This window comes from [Borrelia] turdi (assembly GCF_008828755.2).
Classification (GTDB): Bacteria; Spirochaetota; Spirochaetia; order Borreliales; family Borreliaceae; genus Borreliella; species Borreliella turdi.
Genome location: NZ_QBLM01000001.1, coordinates 123,171 through 143,064 on the forward strand (window position 1 = coordinate 123,171; position 19,894 = coordinate 143,064).

At 26.5% G+C, this 19,894-nt stretch carries 21 protein-coding genes and 1 tRNA gene; 18 read left to right on the forward strand and 4 right to left on the reverse strand.

Annotation, left to right across the window (positions count from 1 at the left end; all coding sequences use genetic code 11):
• Nucleotides 1-65 precede the first annotated feature (65 nt).
• The 11 genes from DB318_RS00525 to DB318_RS00575 all read left to right on the forward strand — a co-directional run bounded on the left by DB318_RS00525 (nucleotide 66) and on the right by DB318_RS00575 (nucleotide 10,345).
• Entirely contained in the window at nucleotides 66-1,064 is a 999-nt protein-coding gene (locus DB318_RS00525; protein ID WP_151073670.1) for a flagellar basal body P-ring protein FlgI, read from the forward strand.
• On the forward strand, nucleotides 1,054-1,374 hold the full coding sequence (locus DB318_RS00530; protein ID WP_151074115.1) for a rod-binding protein: 321 nt from the start codon (nucleotides 1,054-1,056) through the stop codon (nucleotides 1,372-1,374). Before DB318_RS00525 ends, DB318_RS00530 begins: the two co-directional genes overlap by 11 nt.
• 152 nt (nucleotides 1,375-1,526) lie before the next feature.
• Nucleotides 1,527-2,327, forward strand: coding sequence for an RNA polymerase sigma factor RpoS (gene rpoS, locus DB318_RS00535; protein WP_151060412.1), 801 nt, complete (start codon nucleotides 1,527-1,529; stop codon nucleotides 2,325-2,327).
• A gap of 46 nt (nucleotides 2,328-2,373) precedes the next feature.
• A complete protein-coding gene (locus DB318_RS00540) occupies nucleotides 2,374-3,246 on the forward strand; it encodes a divergent polysaccharide deacetylase family protein (protein ID WP_151060411.1) in 873 nt (290 codons plus the stop codon).
• Nucleotides 3,243-4,259: a tRNA (adenosine(37)-N6)-threonylcarbamoyltransferase complex transferase subunit TsaD gene (gene tsaD / locus DB318_RS00545; RefSeq protein ID WP_151060410.1), complete on the forward strand. Its 1,017-nt coding sequence runs from the start codon at nucleotides 3,243-3,245 to the stop codon at nucleotides 4,257-4,259. Before DB318_RS00540 ends, tsaD begins: the two co-directional genes overlap by 4 nt.
• A 4-nt stretch (nucleotides 4,260-4,263) precedes the next feature.
• The gene (locus DB318_RS00550) at nucleotides 4,264-5,058 is read left to right on the forward strand and encodes a PfkB family carbohydrate kinase (protein WP_151060409.1); all 795 of its coding nucleotides are present in this window, start codon (nucleotides 4,264-4,266) and stop codon (nucleotides 5,056-5,058) included.
• A gap of 147 nt (nucleotides 5,059-5,205) precedes the next feature.
• Nucleotides 5,206-6,297, forward strand: a complete 1,092-nt coding sequence (murG, locus tag DB318_RS00555; protein WP_151060408.1) for an undecaprenyldiphospho-muramoylpentapeptide beta-N-acetylglucosaminyltransferase — start codon at nucleotides 5,206-5,208, stop codon at nucleotides 6,295-6,297.
• Nucleotides 6,294-6,782 (forward strand): CvpA family protein, encoded by a 489-nt coding sequence (locus DB318_RS00560; protein WP_151060407.1) that lies wholly within the window; start codon nucleotides 6,294-6,296, stop codon nucleotides 6,780-6,782. The genes murG and DB318_RS00560 overlap by 4 nt, the downstream gene beginning before the upstream one ends.
• A 10-nt stretch (nucleotides 6,783-6,792) precedes the next feature.
• A complete protein-coding gene (locus DB318_RS00565; RefSeq protein ID WP_151060406.1) occupies nucleotides 6,793-7,839 on the forward strand; it encodes a hypothetical protein in 1,047 nt (348 codons plus the stop codon).
• Nucleotides 7,836-8,984 (forward strand): two-component system sensor histidine kinase NtrB, encoded by a 1,149-nt coding sequence (locus DB318_RS00570; protein ID WP_151060405.1) that lies wholly within the window; start codon nucleotides 7,836-7,838, stop codon nucleotides 8,982-8,984. The genes DB318_RS00565 and DB318_RS00570 overlap by 4 nt, the downstream gene beginning before the upstream one ends.
• Before the next feature lie 2 nt (nucleotides 8,985-8,986).
• Nucleotides 8,987-10,345 (forward strand): sigma-54-dependent transcriptional regulator, encoded by a 1,359-nt coding sequence (locus DB318_RS00575; protein WP_151074116.1) that lies wholly within the window; start codon nucleotides 8,987-8,989, stop codon nucleotides 10,343-10,345.
• Between the two features lie 244 nt (nucleotides 10,346-10,589).
• Here DB318_RS00575 and DB318_RS00580 read toward each other — a convergent pair whose 3' ends face one another.
• Nucleotides 10,590-11,477 (reverse strand): LysM peptidoglycan-binding domain-containing M23 family metallopeptidase, encoded by an 888-nt coding sequence (locus DB318_RS00580; protein ID WP_151060403.1) that lies wholly within the window; start codon nucleotides 11,475-11,477, stop codon nucleotides 10,590-10,592.
• Between the two features lie 110 nt (nucleotides 11,478-11,587).
• On the opposite strand from DB318_RS00580, the gene DB318_RS00585 reads away from it, so the two are divergent.
• Both DB318_RS00585 and DB318_RS00590 read left to right on the forward strand, forming a co-directional pair.
• Nucleotides 11,588-11,917, forward strand: a complete 330-nt coding sequence (locus DB318_RS00585) for a nucleoside triphosphate pyrophosphohydrolase family protein (protein ID WP_151060402.1) — start codon at nucleotides 11,588-11,590, stop codon at nucleotides 11,915-11,917.
• A gap of 39 nt (nucleotides 11,918-11,956) precedes the next feature.
• A complete protein-coding gene (locus DB318_RS00590; RefSeq protein WP_151060401.1) occupies nucleotides 11,957-12,814 on the forward strand; it encodes a DUF368 domain-containing protein in 858 nt (285 codons plus the stop codon).
• Nucleotides 12,815-12,827: 13 nt separating this feature from the next.
• Here DB318_RS00590 and DB318_RS00595 read toward each other — a convergent pair.
• From DB318_RS00595 to DB318_RS00605, 3 genes are all read right to left on the reverse strand, one after another.
• Nucleotides 12,828-12,911 (reverse strand) — tRNA-Leu (locus DB318_RS00595).
• A gap of 67 nt (nucleotides 12,912-12,978) precedes the next feature.
• On the reverse strand, nucleotides 12,979-13,638 hold the full coding sequence (locus DB318_RS00600; RefSeq protein WP_151073723.1) for a hypothetical protein: 660 nt from the start codon (nucleotides 13,636-13,638) through the stop codon (nucleotides 12,979-12,981).
• A 46-nt stretch (nucleotides 13,639-13,684) separates the two neighbouring features.
• Nucleotides 13,685-14,281: an ATP-dependent Clp protease proteolytic subunit gene (locus DB318_RS00605; RefSeq protein WP_151060400.1), complete on the reverse strand. Its 597-nt coding sequence runs from the start codon at nucleotides 14,279-14,281 to the stop codon at nucleotides 13,685-13,687.
• Between the two features lie 198 nt (nucleotides 14,282-14,479).
• Between DB318_RS00605 and DB318_RS00610 the strand changes: the two genes are divergently transcribed.
• From DB318_RS00610 to DB318_RS00630, 5 genes are all read left to right on the forward strand, one after another.
• Nucleotides 14,480-15,547, forward strand: coding sequence for an NAD(P)/FAD-dependent oxidoreductase (locus DB318_RS00610; protein WP_151073667.1), 1,068 nt, complete (start codon nucleotides 14,480-14,482; stop codon nucleotides 15,545-15,547).
• Nucleotides 15,548-15,736: 189 nt separating this feature from the next.
• Nucleotides 15,737-16,696 (forward strand): ribonuclease Z, encoded by a 960-nt coding sequence (locus tag DB318_RS00615; protein ID WP_151060398.1) that lies wholly within the window; start codon nucleotides 15,737-15,739, stop codon nucleotides 16,694-16,696.
• Between the two features lie 8 nt (nucleotides 16,697-16,704).
• Nucleotides 16,705-17,634, forward strand: coding sequence for an ABC transporter ATP-binding protein (locus DB318_RS00620; RefSeq protein WP_151060397.1), 930 nt, complete (start codon nucleotides 16,705-16,707; stop codon nucleotides 17,632-17,634).
• Entirely contained in the window at nucleotides 17,631-18,365 is a 735-nt protein-coding gene (locus DB318_RS00625) for an ABC transporter permease (RefSeq protein WP_151060396.1), read from the forward strand. The genes DB318_RS00620 and DB318_RS00625 overlap by 4 nt, the downstream gene beginning before the upstream one ends.
• 4 nt (nucleotides 18,366-18,369) lie before the next feature.
• Complete coding sequence (locus DB318_RS00630) at nucleotides 18,370-19,878, forward strand: GldG family protein (protein ID WP_151073666.1); 1,509 nt, start codon at nucleotides 18,370-18,372, stop codon at nucleotides 19,876-19,878.
• Nucleotides 19,879-19,894: the final 16 nt, after the last annotated feature.

Here is a 19,894-nt window from a genome sequence, read left to right on the forward strand (position 1 = left end):
CATTAATTGCAATAATTGATATAAAATAATAGATATTAAAATAAATAAAATCAATAGGGTAAAGAATGAACAAACTAATGTTAATGTTAATTGCATTTACAACAAGTCTATTAGCCCAAACAAATAAAGCTTCAACAGGATTAAACACAGAACAATCATTTAACAACAAAATGTCTGAAAGCATAAAATTAAAAGAAATTGCTAATATTTGCCCTACCAACACAAATTTTTTAACAGGTATTGGAATAGTAGCAGGTCTTGCTGGAAAAGGAGACTCTTTAAAACAAAAAGACCTTATAAGTAAAATTTTAGAAGAAAATAATACAATAGATAAAATAAGCTTTAATAACATAGAAAGCAAAAATATCGCACTAGTAAGTGTAAGCCTCCAAGTAAAAGGCAATACAATCAAGGGTTCAAAACATAAAACTTGCATTGCACCAATGTTAGACTCAAAAGATTTAACAAATGGAATACTTTTAAAAACAAATCTTAAAAATAAAGAGGGAAAAATAATAGCAATTGCATCAGGAATTATAAAGACTAATAACAAATTAAAAGGTTCTGGATACACTCTAGACAGTATAATAATAAATGAGGATCAAGATATTAATTACAGTTATAATATAATTCTTAAAAAAGGGAATTATACATTAACAAACAGAATTCATAAAATATTGACCTCTAAAAAAATCAACAACAAAATTAAATCGGAGAGCACAATAGAAATAGAAGTGAAAAACATAGGCTTATTAGAAGAGATCGAGAATATTAAAATAGAAACTAATCCTAAGATACTAATAGACAAAAAAAATGGTATTATCTTAGCAAGTGAAAATGCTAAAATAGGAGAGTTTACATTTTCCATTGAAAAAGACAACCGAAATATTTTAAACGGTAATAATAAAATAACAATTCAAGTAAATTCAATGAAATTAAACGAATTTCTATTGAAAAATTCTAACAATCTTAGTAATAAAGAATTAATTCAAATAATTCAGGCTGCGCAAAAAATCAATAAATTAAATGGAGAACTTATCTTGGAGGAAGTTGATGGAAACTAAAATTAATTCACAAAATCTAAAATTTAAAAATCAAATAAATAATTTTAAAAATCCCATAGAAATAAAAAAATCCTTTAAAAAAAACGAAGAACTTCAAAAAGCCTCTTTAGAATTTGAAGCTATATTTATCAAGCAAATGCTTGATAGCATGAAAAAAACTCTTAACAAAGATCAAAATCTGCTAAGCGGAGGCCAAGTAGAAGAAATTTTTGAAGACATGCTTTACGAGCAAAGAGCCAAGCAAATAGCACAATCTCAAAGCTTTGGAATTGCCAATTTGATTTACAATCAATTGCAGAAAAATAAATAATTCGAAAACACTCCTCACCTCAAAAATTATAGCCAATTTAATTTAAAGATATTATTAAACTAAATTGGCACAATTTTTGCATGGAAGTTAAAGAAGTTAAGTAGTAAAAACTTAATCACAATATTCAAGAAAGGGGAGAAAAATATACTACTATGAACATATTTAGCAACGAAGATTTAAACATATATTTAAAATCGGTAAGAGAACATAAGCTAATTACTCACGAAGAAGAGATTAAACTTGCAGGACAAATACAAAGAGGCAGCGCACAAGCAAAAAACAAGATGATAAACGCAAATTTGCGACTTGTTTTGAAAATAATAAAAAGATATACGGGAAAAGGACTAAAAATTGAAGACCTAATTCAAGAGGGCAATTTAGGATTAATAAGAGCTGCTGAAAAATATGACCCGAATAAAAACACTAAATTTTCAACTTATGCATCTTTTTGGATTAAGCAATCGCTACAAAGAGCATTAAACACTAAAACTAGATTAGTAAAAGTCCCATACAGAAAAGAAAATCTAATACTACAAATAAATAAATACTTAACAGAAGAAGAAAAATCGCCCAAAAAAGAAGAAATAATGAAAAGATTCAATTTATCTCCTTCCCAATATATTAAAATTATTCCTTATCTTGAAAAAGAATATTCTCTGGACAAAGAAATAGAGGGATCTGAAAATTCAACACTTTTAAATCTATACGAGGACAATTCTTTTAATCCTGAAATTACTCTTGAACAAGACTCAACTCTAAAACATTTGAATTATATACTTGAAACAAAATTGACCGAAAAGGAAAGATATATAATCAAAAAAAGATACAACCTAGACAATAGTCCAAAAAAAAGCACCTTAAAAGATATTTCAACAGAACTTGGAATATCATCAGAAACTGTAAGACAAATTGAAAAAAGAGTTCTTAAAAAACTAAAAGAAGAGATAAATTAAGATTGACATTCATGACATGTTCTGATCTACTTTTAAGTCAGTGGTCATGAATGTTTATTTTTATGTTAAAAAAAACAAGTTTATTATTGTAATTTTTATTATAATTTCTATTGTTATTGCAAGAACTCAGGCATTTACAAATTTTTTCTATTTTAACAATAATTCAAAAGTTGCAAATGCACCACTTAAAGATGAGTTCCAAAAAATACAAACAGACAGCTTAATAATAAAAAATAAAAAAGCCAAAATTAAGCCTAAGTTTTACTTAATAATTGATGACGTAGGTTATGATGAATTTATGTTAGAACGATTTATAAAACTTAACCTTGAAATAAATTATGCAATTATTCCATTTTTACCAAAATCAATGAGTTTATACAAAAAACTAAAAAACAATAACAAAAAAGTAATAATACATTTCCCAATGCAATCAAAACATAGAAATTCAATAGAAAAATTTCATATAAACATAAAAGATAAAAAGGAAGAAATACATAAAAAAATAGAAAAAACATTTAAAATGTATCCTGATATAAAAATAATGAATAACCACATGGGTAGTTTAATTACTTCAAATAAAGATTTGATGAAAATCATTTTAATAAAGCTTAAAGAGATTGACAGATATTTTTTCGACAGCGTGACTATTGCGGGAGGCGTACCAGAAACAATAGGTAAAGAAATTGGAGTTAGAGTAGAAAAAAGAGACGTATTTCTTGATAATAAAGACACAGAAGAAGCCGTAGTCAAGGAACTTGAAAAAGCAAAAAATATTGCCAGAAAGCATGGAATAGTAAAAGTAATCGGGCACATTTGGTCTAAAAATACACTAAAAGTCCTCAAAAAAGAAGAACCTAATTTAAACCAAGAATTTGAATTTGACAACTTATTAAATCTTTACGAGGAATCAATCAGATGAAAGTACTTGGAATAGAAACCTCTTGTGACGACTGTTGCATAGCTGTAGTAGAAAACGGCATTCGTATTTTAAGCAATATAAAATTAAATCAAAAAGAACATAAAAAATATTACGGCATAGTACCTGAAATTGCCTCAAGACTTCATACTGAAGCCATTATGTCTGTTTGTATAAAAGCTCTCAAAAAGGCAAACACTAAAATATCTGAAATTGACTTAATAGCTGTAACATCTAGACCTGGACTCATTGGGTCTTTAATAGTTGGATTAAACTTTGCCAAAGGTCTAGCAATTTCATTAAAAAAACCTATTATTTGCATTGACCACATCTTGGGCCATCTTTATGCCCCTTTAATGCATTCAAAAATAGAATATCCATTTATATCATTATTATTAAGCGGCGGACATACATTGATTGCTAAACAAAAAAATTTCGATGATGTTGAAATACTTGGAAGAACTTTAGATGATTCTTGCGGAGAAGCTTTTGATAAAGTAGCAAAATATTATGATATGGGATTTCCGGGAGGTCCAAACATCGAACAAATATCTAAAAATGGAGATGAAAACACATTTAAATTTCCAGTTACCAACTTTAGAAAAAAAGAAAACTGGTATGATTTTTCATACTCTGGACTAAAAACAGCTTGCATACACCAACTCGAAAAATTCAAAAACAAAGATAATCCAACAACAAAAAACAATATAGCTGCGAGCTTCCAAAAAGCTGCCTTTGAAAATCTAATTACACCACTAAAAAGAGCAATAAAAGATACTCAAATCAACAAATTGGTAATAGCAGGCGGCGTTGCAAGTAACTTATACTTAAGGGAAAAAATAGATAAGCTTAAAATACAAACTTACTACCCTCCTCTTGATCTTTGCACAGACAATGGAGCAATGATTGCGGGACTTGGATTTCATATGTACTTAAAATACGGAGAAAGCCCAATCGAAACTGAAGCAAATTCAAGAATAGAAAATTATAAAAACCAATATAAGAGGAGAAAATAGCGAAGTGAAAAGAGTTTTAGCAATGCATGATATTTCAAGTATGGGAAGAACATCTCTTACAATATGCATACCCGTAATATCTTCGTTTAATATTCAAGTGTGTCCTTTCGTAACAGCTGTCCTTTCTGCTTCCACAGCTTATAAAAAATTTGAAATAGTTGATTTAACTAATCATTTGGAAAAATTTATCAAAACATGGAAAGAACAAAATGAACATTTCGACATGCTCTATACAGGATTTCTGGGAAGTGAAACACAACAAATAATAATAAAGAAAATAATTAAATTGATAAAATTTGAAAAAATTATAATTGACCCTGTATTTGCTGACGATGGAAAAATTTATCCTCTATTTAATAATAAAATAATTAGTGGATTTAGAAAAATCATAAAGTACGCAAACATAATAACACCTAATATCACAGAGCTTGAAATGCTAAGCAAAAGCTCAAAACTTAACAACAAAGATGATATCATAAAAGCAATATTAAATCTTGATACAAAAGGGATAGTAGTTGTTACAAGCGTCAAAAAAGGAGATCTTTTAGGAAACATCTGCTACAATCCTAAAAACAAAGAATACTCAGAGTTTTTTTTAGAAAAATTAGAACAAAATTTCAGTGGAACAGGAGATTTATTTACTAGCTTACTTATAGGATACTTGGAAAAATTCGAAATGGAACAGGCTCTAGAAAAAACAACAAAAGCTATTCACTTAATAATAAAAGACTCAATTAAAAAAAATGTTTTTAAAAAAGAGGGGGTTCAAATTGAAAATTTTTTAAAAAATACATTTTAAATTTTAATTTCATTAAATTTAATTTAAAAGATTGAATCGATTTTTTATTACAAAGGCAATATTTGCATTGTAATATATTGTTAAAATAACATGTATAAAAATCTGTTACAAAGCAAGTCTTTATTGTTTTTATAGGTAAATAAATATATGTCAAATAAAAAAATAATATTTTTTACAGGAGGGGGAACTGGGGGTCACGTATTTCCAGGAATTTCCATAATACAAAAATTAAAAGAATTTGACAATGAAATTGAATTTTTTTGGATAGGTAAAAAAAATTCAATAGAAGAAAAATTAATAAACGAACAAAATAATATTAAATTTATTTCAGTTCCATGCGGAAAACTTAGACGCTATTTTTCTTTTCAAAACTTTACTGACTTTTTTAAAGTAATACTTGGAATAATAAAAAGCTTCTACGTTTTAAAAAAATATAACCCTCAAATTGTCTATGCAACTGGAGGATTTGTATCAACTCCTACAATTATTGCATCTAGTTTGCTAAAAATAAAAAGAATAACCCATGAAATGGATTTGGATCCTGGACTTGCAACAAAAATTAACTCTAAATTCGCAAATAAAATATACACAAGCTTTAAAGAAAGTGAAAAATACTTTAAAAACCACAAAAAAATTATTTATACAGGATCTCCTATAAGAAAAGAATTTTTAATCCCAAATCCAAAAATAATCAAACAATTAACTCAAAATACTAACAAACCAATTGTTAGCATACTTGGGGGATCTCTTGGCGCTAATGCTTTAAACAACCTTGCGCTCTGTATTAAAAAGGATGCTGAAATCTACTTTATCCATCAATCAGGAAAAAACTTAAATGATCTCAGAGAAGATAATTATCTGAGAAGGCAATTTTTTAATGCAGAAGAAATGGCAAGTATAGTTAAATTTTCCAATATAATAATAAGTAGAGCTGGTGCTGGAGCAATAAAGGAATTTGCAAATGCTTGCACATGTGTAATTTTGATTCCATTTAAAAAAGGCTCTAGAGGAGATCAAATTAAAAATGCAAAATTACTAAAAAATCAAAATGCTTGCATTTATATAGATGAAGATAAAATTTTAAATACAAATATTTTGAAAATTATAAAAGAAACTTTAAAAAATAAAGAAAAAATCAACTCTCTCAAAACAAATATCAAAAAATTCAATAATAAGCATTCTTCAACTTTAATAGCCAAATTACTAATAAAAGATATTAAGGAGACAAAATCTAAATGATAATAAACGATCCTGTAAAAATAACCGGAATAGTAGATATACTAATAATAATAATTTTTACATCTTTGGGGTTTAGAGGATTTTTAAGAGGATTTATTAAAGAAATTAGCGGATTTGCTGAGGTTTTTGTTTTAATACTATTACTTTACAAAAAAACTGAAGAATTTAGAAGACTGGTTGAACCTATTATTGAACTATCTTACATTCAAGCCTTACTTGTATTTTTTCTGCTCATACATATAGGATTTTTAATACTACAAGCCTTAATAGAATCAATAATAAGCCAACTTAAATTATTATTCTTCAATAGAATACTAGGTTTAGTACTCGGCCTACTTGAAGCTTTTGGAATAATTGCAATCGTGGTTTATATAATACACTCACAACAAATATTTAAGCCTGAATATTTTCTAAAAGAAAGCAAACTCCTTGATTATTTAAACCCCGGAATAAACTATCTCTTTAAAATCTCAAAAACAAAATAAGGACCCAATAATGACAATACTCCCAAAGATTGCCAAAGACATAATAAACGCATATGATCAAAAAATATTGCCAAATGCAATTCTTTTACTAGGAGAAAAGTTTTCATCAAAAAAGGTCAGCGCAATTGAGCTTGCAAAAAAAATATTAAATGAAAAAAACTTAACAAACCCTAATTTGCTCATTTTCTCAAATATCGATACAATAGAAACAAAAGCACATCTCTCTGTAGATTCGCATAAGGTAATAAATAGATACTTAGAATACATTAAAACTATAATTTTTACCAAATGTTATTTCAGTAATGAAAAAAATTTAAAAAAAATAGAGAAAAATATAAACTACATCAATTCTGTTTATTATAAAAAAGAATATAATATAAAAATAAAAAATGAACTTATAAAAAATATAGAAAATATAAACAAAGAACTAAATCATAGCATTACTATTTATAATATAAAAAAAATTCAAACTTGGATTTTTTCCGAAAAAGAAAAACCCAAAGTAATCTACATAAACGAAATCGAAAATTTATCATTCAATGTACACAACTCGCTTTTAAAAATACTAGAAGAACCTCCTTTGAATATTTACTTTATCTTAGCAGCAAGAAATAAAAACAAAATACCAAAAACAATACTTTCAAGACTTAGGATCTATAATTTTGCAAAACCAGAAAGAAACTTAGAAATTCAAAGATTCAAAGAAAGTTTTCTAATAAACAAAGATATAACAATTGAAGAGTATTTCGCCTCATTTTATAAAGAAGAAAGCAAAAAAATAAAAAAAGAATTGATAAAAATTTTAAATATAATAAAAGAAAAAAAATCTATATTTAACCTTGAAGAAATCGACTTTATAAAAGATGATCAAAGCTTAAAAATATTTTTAAACGAACTTACAATTAATATTAGAAAAGATTTTTTAGAAAATAAGATAAATATTAACCAATATCTCAAATACACAGAACATTTAAAAAATATTTACAAATATCGCCCTTATAATCAAAATAAAAAATTAATAATAGAAAACTTAATGCTAAACTACGAGGAGATATGAATAATTTTTTTAAAAAAGCCTTAACAAAGCTAAACAAATTATCTAATGAACAAAAAACCAAATTTATTGAACAAATTTATAAAAAAATAGAAATATATGATGGTATATTTGCATCAATTAACGAAGGAATCATTGTACTTGATAAGCAAAACAATATAATCTATTCGAACAAGATTTTATACCAAATTTTAGCTTTAACATCTAAATCAAAAATAGAAATTCTTGATGATATTCAAATTCCAATCTTAATAAATTTAATAAAAGAACTAGTTAGAACAGAAGATAAAATAATAGGATTAGAAGTTCCAATCTCAAACAACATATATATTAAAATTTCATTTATGCCTTATGTAAAAGAAAAAAAACTTGAGGGCAACATTATTTTAATTGAAGACATTAAAGAGAAGAAGAAAAAAGAGGAACTGTTTAGAAGAGTTGAAGCTTTAGCCTCTTTTACAAGACATGCAAGAAATATTGCTCATGAAATCAAAAATCCACTTGGAGCAATCGATATAAATTTACAACTGCTAAAAAAAGAAATTAAAAAACAAAAAATAAAAAATGGTAAAGCTGACAATTATTTTAAAGTAATAAAAGAAGAAATAAACAGGGTAGATAAAATAGTAACAGAATTTTTATTAACTGTCAGGCCAATAAAAATCAACTTACAAGAGAAAGACATTAAACAAGTAATAAACAGTGTATGTGAATTGTTAAATCCTGAATTAGAAAACAAAAATATAAAACTATTGCTTAATTTAAACAAAATAAGCAATATTCTCATTGATGAGAAACTATTAAAACAAGTTATTATAAACATCGTTAAAAACGCAGAAGAAGCACTACTTGAAACAAAAAAAGAAATAAAAAAAATAGAAATTTTTCTTTTAGAAAAAGATAATAAAATACATATAAACATAAAAGATAACGGAAACGGAATAAAAGATGAAGTAAAAGAGGAAATATTTAAACCTCAATTTAGCACAAAAGAAAAAGGAAGTGGAATAGGTCTTACTATTTCTTATAAAATAATAAAAGAGCTTGGGGGTGAAATTTTTGCTGAAAGCAAAGAGGGTAAGGGCACTATTTTTACAATTACACTTCCCAAACTAAATAAAAAAAATATTTTAATTGAAGGGTATTGAAAATGAGCAAAATACTTGTAGCTGATGATGAAAAAAATATTAGAGAAGGAATTGCTACCTATCTCGAAGATGAAGGATATTTTGTTTTCACTGCTAGCGACGGAGAAGAAGCTCTTGAAACAATTGAAAATGAAAATCTTGATGTAATAATATCTGACTTGAGAATGCCCCAGATATCTGGAGAAAAATTGCTCAAAATAGTTAAAGAAAAAAAATTAGAAATACCTTTTATTATTTTAACAGCCCACGGAACAGTTGATTCTGCTGTAGACGCCATGAGAGAGGGAGCTTACGATTTTTTAACAAAGCCTTTAGATCTTGAAAGACTTTTACTAATAATAAAAAGATCGTTAAACAAAAAAGAACATAACAATGAAGAAAATATCAATTTAGAAAATATTCTTATAAGAAAAGATTTAAAATACTATGAAAAAATCATGGGGAAATCACTATTAATGCAAAAAATTTTTGAACTTGTAATAAAAATAGCAAAATCAAATGCATCTGTTCTTATAACAGGCGAAAGCGGTGTTGGCAAAGAAATAATAGCCGATGCCATTTTTGATCTTTCAAACAGACATGACAAACCATTTATAAAAGTAAATTGCGCTGCACTTTCTGAGAGCATTCTTGAAAGCGAACTTTTTGGACATGAAAAAGGAGCATTCACTGGTGCAATTTCCCAAAAAAAAGGCAGATTTGAACTTGCCAACAAAGGTACAATTTTTCTTGATGAGATAGCAGAAATTTCACCTGAAATTCAAGTTAAACTTTTAAGGGTATTGCAAAACAAAACTTTTGAACGTGTTGGGGGAGAAAATACAATTAAAGTTGACATTAGGCTTCTAGCTGCAACAAACAAAAACCTTGAAGAGGAAATTAAAAAAGAAAAATTTAGAGAAGATTTATTTTATAGATTAAATATCATTAATATAAACATACCGCCCTTAAGAGAGAGAAAAGATGACATATCCTATTTAACAAGCATACTAATAAAAGACGTAGCAAAGGAAAATAATAGAAAAGAAAAAACCCTTTCTAATGATGCAATGAAAGCCCTCTATTATTACGATTGGCCAGGGAATATTAGAGAATTAAAAAATGTACTTGAAAGCGCATTGATATTATCAAAAGGTAAGCAAATCACTAAAGAAGACTTACCGGCAAAAATTAAGAATAATGAAAATCTTATATTTAAGATAACACTTCCGATAGGAATTAGCCTAAAAGAAGCTGAAAAAGAGATAATAAAACAAACACTTTTTCATTGCAAAAACAACAAAAGTAAATGCGCAGAAATATTAAAAATAGGAAGAAAAACTTTACATAATAAAATAATCGAATATCGCATTGATCAATAAGATTTATTCTAAATTATCAAATTATAATCAATATAAAAAAATAACATCAATTTAAATTAAATGTATAGTTTTGAAACCAAAAAATTTTTTAATATCAATAATTATATTAAAATGAAACACTTTCTTTCAAAGATCTGGTAAAAAAGTGTAAAAATATTTTTATCAAACAATTAATTATACATTATTATTTATTAATAATCAATACAATTTAATAATATTATATTTAGCTGACTACAGGTTAGTTTTACTTTAAAAGCTTTAAAGGGTTAATAGGAATATTTTTTTTTAATATTTCAAAGTGTAAATGAGGCCCCGTTGAACGCCCCGTTTGCCCTACCTTTCCAAGGAATTCACCCGATTTAATCAAATCTCCTATCTTTACAGAATATGAATTTAAATGCCCATAAAGAGATTTGATATTATTTTTGTGGCCAACTACAACAAAATTACCGTAAAGATCATTGTATCCAACTTCAATAACTATTCCAGAAGAAGAGGCATATACTTCTGTATTCATTGGAGCTGCAAGATCTATTCCAGTATGAAAACTTTTATTGCCAGTAAAAGGATCATTTCTAAATCCAAAATCAGAACTAACAATAAATTTTTTTAAAGGAAAAATAAAGTTGGCATTTAAGAAAAAAAGTAACTCCGTACCTGAAAAAAGTCCATAATCTGAATTCTTAATAAAATCAAAAAAATAAAACTCATAAACTTTGCCATTCCTTTTAATTTTTATTTTTTCGGCTTTGGTAAGATCCCTTGTTGCTAAAAGTAAATTATTAAACCTATAATCTTTACTATCAAAAACAAAAACTCCTTTTTTACTAGGAATAAGAATCTCTTGACCAACACTCACAAAAGGAGAATCTAATAAATTAACGGTAGCAATGCCAGACTGCCATCCATTTATTTTATTAGCAATTTTAAAAAAAGTATCTCCTTTTTTAACCTTATATAAGTAAAAAAACAGGGGAATATGCTGTTTTTTATTATATTTTAAAACTTTAATTTTAAGATCAGAAAAAATAGGATCTTTTCTTGAAAAATTTTTTATTTCTGGATAAGAAAAAACACAAATTATTTTAAAAAAAAAGAAAACTACTTTAAATAAAAAAAAAATTTTATTCATACTGCAAATCATTTCCCGCTTAATTAATCAAATATAATAAAAAACATAAAAAAAATAAATCGGGGTTGGACTTGTAAATAATAACAAACTATAATAAACTGTCTCTTAACATGGAGCTAAACGAATACCAAGAAAAAGCAAAAAAAACTGCTAAGTACAAAAATAAAAAAGAAGAATTAATTTTAACAACACTTGGTCTTGCTGGCGAAACTGGAGAAGTTGTTGAAAAAATAAAAAAATTAGGAAGAGACAAAAATTATATTATTGATGATGAATATTTAATATCAATTAAAAAAGAGCTTGGGGACGTTTTATGGTACTTGTCAACTTTAAGTAATAATTTAGGCATTACGCTTGAAGATGTTGCCCTTACAAACCTAAAAAAAATAAAAAAGCGACATGAAGATGGAACGATAAATGGCGAGGGTGATGACAGGTAAAGCATTTAAATTGAAAAAACTTAAAGTCCAAAAATAAAAATGCTTAATACTTATATCAAGGGAATTTTACTTGGAATTGCAAACATAATCCCAGGTGTTTCTGGAGGAACACTAGCTTTAATATTAAGAATTTATTACAAAGTCATAAATTCTATTTCAGAACTCCTAAAATTCAAAGAAATTAAAAAAAATTCAACTTTTTTAGCTATTTTGGTAACAGGAATGTTAACCTCCATATTATTGACCGCAAAAACATTTAAAACTTATGCATTTGATAATGGAATAATAGAAGCATTGCTAATAATGTTTTTCATAGGATTAACATTCGGGAATATGCTAACACTAAAAAAAGAAATATCTATAAAAGAAATAAATAGTAATACAAAAATATTAAAGCATTTACTGTTTTTTATTGGTATGACCATCATTGTATTTTTCTTAATAATTAAAGAATCTAATATACAATTACAAAGTATAATATCTAAAGACAAAAACTCAATAAAATATTACTTATTATTAATATCCTCTGGGACAATAAGTGGAGCATCAATGATCTTGCCAGGAATCTCGGGATCTGCAATGCTTTTACTACTTGGATTTTATAAAGAAATAATACTTATTATATCTGAATTTAACATCGCTCTTATTATAATATTTGCAACAGCCGTACTAATAGGAATAATTACATCAATATTAATAATAAAGAAAATAATAGATAATCACCTCAATAATTTTATTTATTTATCAAGAGGCTTAATTTTTGGATCAATTCTACAAATGATATTAATAGTTTTAAAATTAAATTTTAAAATCAGCCTTACATCTTTTGCATCTTTAGGAACATCATTTATGCTAGGAATGTTTATAAACAAAAAAATGGCTGAAAAATGTAAATAAAAAATCTGGGAAATACCGAAGACCGGACTTGAACCGGTACGGAGCTTCCTCCTCAGGATTTTAAGTCCTGTGTGTCTACCACTTCCACCACTTCGGCATAGAATAATATAATAAATAATAATATATTGCGATGTCAAGTTAAACAAGAAAATAAATCTAAAAACTCAATTGATAACTATTTTTTGGGGAAAATTTTCAATAGAATAGTTGTTATGCAAATAATCTGTAATTACAAACATAAATGAATATAAAGAAACCCTGGCAAAAAAATTAGAAAAAACTCTAAAATCAATTTTATTTGCCAACATTGAAACATTGTTTGAATCATTTATTAGGCTAAAAAATCCATTATTGATTAATAAATCAATAATAACAAATTCAGATTTATCTAAAATAAACATTAATTTATCCATTTGGTCTTTTAAATATAAAATTTGCTCACTAATTTGCAAGCTAGTAGGATTTTTAATAAAATCATTGCTTAAATTATAAATAACAATACCATAGCGATTATCCTTAAATTTAAAATCGACAAGCAACCCTAATTTTAAATCGTCATAATCTTGAATTACACTTAAAACTTTAATTTTTATTTTACGCTTAGAAAGAATGCTAACAGAAAGCCCTTTCCCTTGATCAATAAAATAAGCATTCTTAAAAGTTCTAAATAAAAGTCTATTATTGATTAAATCAAGAACATTTTTATCCTCAAGGTTCTTAATAATTATTAAATCAAAACTTTGATTTAGAATATTATAAGCAGAATCTAATAATTCCTGAGAAAAATTATCATTTAAATTAAAACTTGCAACCTTAAGCTCCAAAACACTAAAATCTATATTTACAAAATTACAGGAAAAAAATAAAACACTAAGCAGAAATAAACTCTTCAAGTTGACACTTTGTCTCAACAACTTCAAATACAAGTCCATACTTTTTTGCAGCACTACTGTCTAACCAAAAATCCCTATCAGTATCCTTTTCTACTTTAGAAATCTTTTGTCCTGTTTCTTTTGAAATAATATTATTAAGCTCTTTTTTAACTTTATTTAACTCATTAGTATAAATCTCAATATCTGTGGCAACTCCTTTGAATCCACTCAAAGGCTGATGTAATAAATACCTGGCAAAAGGTAGTGAAAATCTATTTTCTAATTTTGCAGCCAAAAAAATTAAAGCAGCAGCACTAGCAACAAGTCCTACTCCAACTGTAAAAACTTTAGGCTTAACAAAACGGATCATATTAAAAATAGCAAATCCAGCATCAATATCGCCTCCTTCTGAATCAATATACACGAATATAGGCTTTTTAAAATCTAAGGTCTCCAACAATAATATTTTTTCCTGAAAAAGTCGAGAAACATCCTTAGTAATCTCACCAGCAATAACTATTGATCTACTCTTTAAAGCCAATTTCAATGATTTATCATGCAAAACACAAATATTATCATCTTCTCTACCAGTCATAAAACATCCCTTATACAAAAACATCATGATATATTATAATTGAAAATAAAAGGTTTTTAAATGATAAGAAAGCATAAAAACTAAACAATGACACCTAATTTCTGAAAAGCAAAAGACTAATAAATCTTTATTAAACTTCATTATATTTAAAAAATACTCTAAATTTATAAACAAGTAAAATCTAAAAAGGAGTTTATAGTGCATCATGAATTTGCAGTTATCGGGGGAGGAATAGCAGGAAGCACCATTACTTATGAACTACTTAAAAGAAATAAAAGGGTAATTCTTTTTGATGACGAAGATACAAAAGCAACAATAATATCAGGTGGACTTATTAATCCTATTATGGGTAGAAAAATGAATATTGCCTGGAAAGAATCGCATATTTTTGAATTTGCAAAAAACTACTATCAAGAGATTGAAAAAACTATTAAATCCAACTTTTTTATAGAAAAAAATATTTTTAGACCATTTACCACTGAAAATCAAAAAAATGAACTGGTTGATAAACTTAAAAATGATAAAAACATAACAAACTTTATTTTAAAAATAAAAGATGAAAAAATTTATGATTTCTCAAATGACTCTAACGGCGGAATGATAATAAAAGGCGCTAGGATTAACACAAAAATCTATATAAAAAATATTAAAAAATATTTAATCAAAAAAAATTCATACATAAACAAAAATATCGACGAAAATAAAATTAAACTTGAAGAAAGTCTTTTTAAAATAGAAAATTTCAAATTTGAAAAATTAATATTTGCAAAAGGATATAAAGAAAAAATTAAAGGATTTTTTTCCTACCTTCCATTTGAACCTGCAAAAGGCGAAATCATTATATTAGAATGCAAAAAATTAAATTTTAAAGAAGTTTACAATAGGCACGTATCTTTAATTCACTTAAAAGGCAATAAATTTTACCTTGGGGGCACTTATGAATGGAACACTTGGAATACGCTTACAAATGAATGGGCAAAATTAGAATTATTGAAAAAATTTAAAAAAATAACAAATCTAAAATGCAAAGTCATTGATCAAAAAGCACACATAAGGCCCTCAACTCTTGATAGAGAACCTTTCTTAGGAGAACACCCCAAGCATAAAAATATATTTATATTAAATGGTTTTGGAACAAGGGGTATATCTATGGCGCCATACTTATCCAATTTATTAGTTAATAATATTGAAAAAAATGAAAAAATTCCAAATCATTATAATATTAAAAGGTACGCAAAATATTACAATATTTTGTATCATCCTTAAAATCAAAAATTTAAATCCGTGCTAACAAATGATTACATATCTTAATATTTCTAAATTCATAAAAAAATAATATAATGTTTAGGTTAAGCTAAAATAATTCTTATCCAAAGAGAAACTAAAAGTGAAGCAAGATTTAATAAAACAATTAAAATTAATTAACACTTTCAAAACAAACCAGGAGAATAATCTTTGGGATTCAATATTAATATTATAGGAACTGGAGGAACAAGACCCCTCCACAATAGATATTTGTCATCCGTACTAATCGAATACAATGGAGATAATTTTTTATTCGATTGTGGAGAAGGAACTCAAATGTCTTTAAGGAAACAAAAAATATCTTGGCAAAAAATAAAAATGATTTGTATTACACACTTACATGCTGATCACATCACGGGGCTACTTGGAATAGTAATGTTAATGTCACAAAGTGGAGAAACAAGAAAAGATCCATTAATAATTGCTGGACCTGTTGGAATAAAAAACTATACAAAAGCTAATATAGATATGCTTAAAATCTATAAAAACTATGAAATAATTTATAAAGAAATAATCATAGATAAAACCGAAAAAATAATATATGAAGATAAAACAAAAAAAATTGAATATACTAGACTAAAACATTCAATAGAATGTATTGGATATTTATTTATAGAAAAAGATAAACCTGGTAAATTCAATACAGAAAAAGCAGAAGAGTTAAATATTCCTAAAGGGCCTATTAGAAAATCCTTGCAAGATGGAAAAGAAATACTAATAAACGGAAAAATTATAAAACCATCAGAAATACTTGGAAAATCTAAAAAAGGATTAAAAGTCGCATACATTACAGATACTGGTTATTTTAAAGAGCTCATAGAACAAATCAAAAATTTTAACCTTGTAATAATTGAGAGCACATTTAAAAATGAGCTTAAAAAAGAAGCAGATAAAAAACTCCACTTAACAGCTGGCAGAGCTGCAAATATTGCAAAGCAAGCAAAAGTTTTACAAACAGGACTTATTCATTTTAGTGAAAGATATACATTAAGAAAAGATCTTGAAAACTTACTAAAGGAGGCAAAATTGGAATATCCAGATGGAGAAATTTTTTTAACAAAAGATGGAATGAGACTTGAAGCAAGCAAAAATAAATTTATTATTAAATAGGAGGGTATATGATAAATGTAGAAAAAGTTACCAAAATGTATGGTTCATTTACAGCGCTATTTAATGTTAGCTTTAAGGTTGAAGAAGGAGAAGTGCTTGGCATACTTGGACCAAATGGAGCCGGAAAATCCACATTAATCAAAATCTTAACATCATTTCATTATCCAAGCAAAGGTAATGTAAAAATTTTTGGAAAAGACATTGTAGAACATTCAAAAGAAATATTACAACAAATAGGATATGTTCCTGAAAAATTAGCTCTTTATCCAGAGCTTTCTGTTAAAGAATATTTAAAGTTCATATCAGAAATAAAAGGTGTTAAAAAAATAAAAAAAGAGATTGACAAGGTAATAAGCATATTCAAATTAAAAGAAGTTGAAGATAAGTTGATTTCTCAACTTTCAAAAGGATTTAAACAAAGAGTAGGAATAGCTGGTGCTTTAATAAACAATCCTAAACTTGTAATACTTGATGAACCAACAAATGGTCTTGATCCAAATCAAATAATTGAATTTAAAGAATTCTTAAGAGAACTTACAAAAGAAAGTACAATATTATTCTCTTCGCACATACTAAGCGAAGTAGAATCCATTTGTAAAAGAATAATTATTGTCAACAACGGAGTAATTGTTGCTGATGACACAAAAGAAAATATTGTTAAAAATAAGCTCAAAGAGATTGAAATAGAATTAATAGTTTTAAAAAAATCTGAAAATGAAAAAAAAATTTTCAATAGTAAAAATGATATTTTTACATTAATACAACTTGAAGAACACAAGAAAGACTTAAATATTTCATTAAAACTATCTCAAGGCAAAACAGAAGAAGATCTCTTTAGTTACATAGTAAAAAATAATATAATCTTAAAAGCAATGATTCCAAAATACGAAAGCCTTGAAAAAATATTTAGCAAATTAACCAAGGAGAGAGAAAAATGAAAATAGATTTAAAGCAATCTTTATCGCTTTCTAAAAAAGAACTAAAAATATTATTTGGAACTCCAACTGCATACGTTGTGATGCTATTTTTTTTAATATTTATAAACTTTTCATTTATTTTTTTATCAGGATTTTTTATTAAAGACAATGCATCTCTTACCTCTTATTTCTCTTCAATGCCTATTATTTTGATGTTAGTACTGCCAGCACTTAGCATGGGGGTATTCTCAGAAGAACACAAAACAGGCAGCATTGAGCTTCTTTATGCTCTACCACTAAGTCCTCAAGAGATAGTCTTGGGTAAATTTATTACTCTTAAAATATTTACACTAATACTATTCTCGCTTACCTTGCCTCTTACAATAATGACAATTTTCATGGGTGAATTTGATCTTGGGATAATATTGCTTCAATATATAGGGATAATTCTTTATTCTCTTTCTGTACTAAGCATGGGAACATTTATCTCCTCTATTACAAAAAGTCAAATAGTCTCTTACATTCTAACTGTATTTACCCTGATATTAATATTATTTTCTGGAAAATTGGTCATGATCTTTGGTAAAGAAAATATAATAGGAGAAATGCTTAATTTTATTTCAATAACTAATCACTTTAGCTATTTTAATATGGGCATATTAAACTTATCAGACTTTATTTATTTTATTACATTCACAATCACATTTTTAATACTAAGCACACACAGCATAACGCTAAAAAAATGGAGATAAAATTATGAAAAATAAAGAAAATGAAGTTTTAAACCTAACTTTAAACCTTACAATAATCTTTTTGATTTTTTGCAATATATCTATTTTCATTTTTAAAATAGACTTTACAAAGCACAAAGCTTTTACAATATCTAAAGTTACAAAAAATTTGTTCTCAAGCGCAAATGAAACAATATATATAACATATTACAATTCAGGAAGCCTTGAAAACTATTTTGCGTTTCCAAATCAAATAAAAAATTTTTTAATAAGCTTTTCTGATGCTTCAAAAGGTAAGGTAATTTATAAAGAACTTGATGCTGATAAAATTTCAACACCATTAGAGCACATTGGCATTCCTTCTCAGCAAATCGACTTAAGAGATATTAATCAACTCTCAATACTTAAAATATACTCAGGAATTGAAATTATTTACGAGGGAAAAAGAGAAATAATACCGGTTGTAACAGAAATCAGCAATTTAGAATATGACCTTGCAAATGGACTTGACAAGCTAATAAACAATACAAAAAAAGTTTTAGGACTTGCTTTTGGAGACAGCACTTTAAAAGAAGCACACAAAAACTTTTCTGAAATAATGAAAAAAGCATTTGATATTGAAATAAAAGAAATAGATTTAAAAACTGAAAAATTAGAAGACATAAGAAAAGAAATAAATGGATTATTCATTATTGGGGCTAAAGAAATTGATGAAGAGATTGCAAAAAAAATTGACGATTTTATTGTTAATGATGGAAAAATATTTGTTGCAACAAGCACAATTGACTACAACCCTCAAAATCCATATGGCATAACTCCTATTAAATCTAAACTATTTGATCTATTTGAAAGCTATGGTATAAAATACGGCGAGAATATTATTCTTGATAAAAGAGCGCCTACAATCTTTTTAGGTGGCAATTTCCAAATTTACTATCCATGGATCTTAATAGACAAAAGTAATATTGTAAAAAAAGACATACCACTGCTGAAAAATTTTTATTCTGCTACAATTCCTTGGAGTAGCTCATTAGAACCTGTAAAAAAAGATACAGAAGAAGTAAAATTTTTACCTCTATTTGCAAGCTCCAAACAATCATGGCAAGTTAAAGAGCCTAATCTTTCAAACATATCTTTGAATGCATTTGAAGTTCCAAATAAATTTGAAGAGAATAAACTCAAAATACTAGGATACGCAATTGAAGGAAAAATTAAAAGCCTTTATAAAGAACAATATTCCAAAAATTCTAAAATCATCCTAACAGGATCAAGCATGATATTTAGTGATTATATGTACAATGGTTCTCCATCAAACTTTGAACTATCAGGAAGAATTTCAGATTATTTAATGCAAAAGGAAGAATTTTTTAATATTAAGTCCAGAGAAGTACGAGCTAAATTAAAATTCACAGGCTCTTCAAACGAAATGGTCAATGCAAAGTTTTCATTAATAATTGTTAATTTAATTATTCTTCCAACGATAATATTAATATTTGGACTTGTTAGATTTACTAGAAAAAGAAAAGCAAATTAAGAATAAAGGAGTGAGT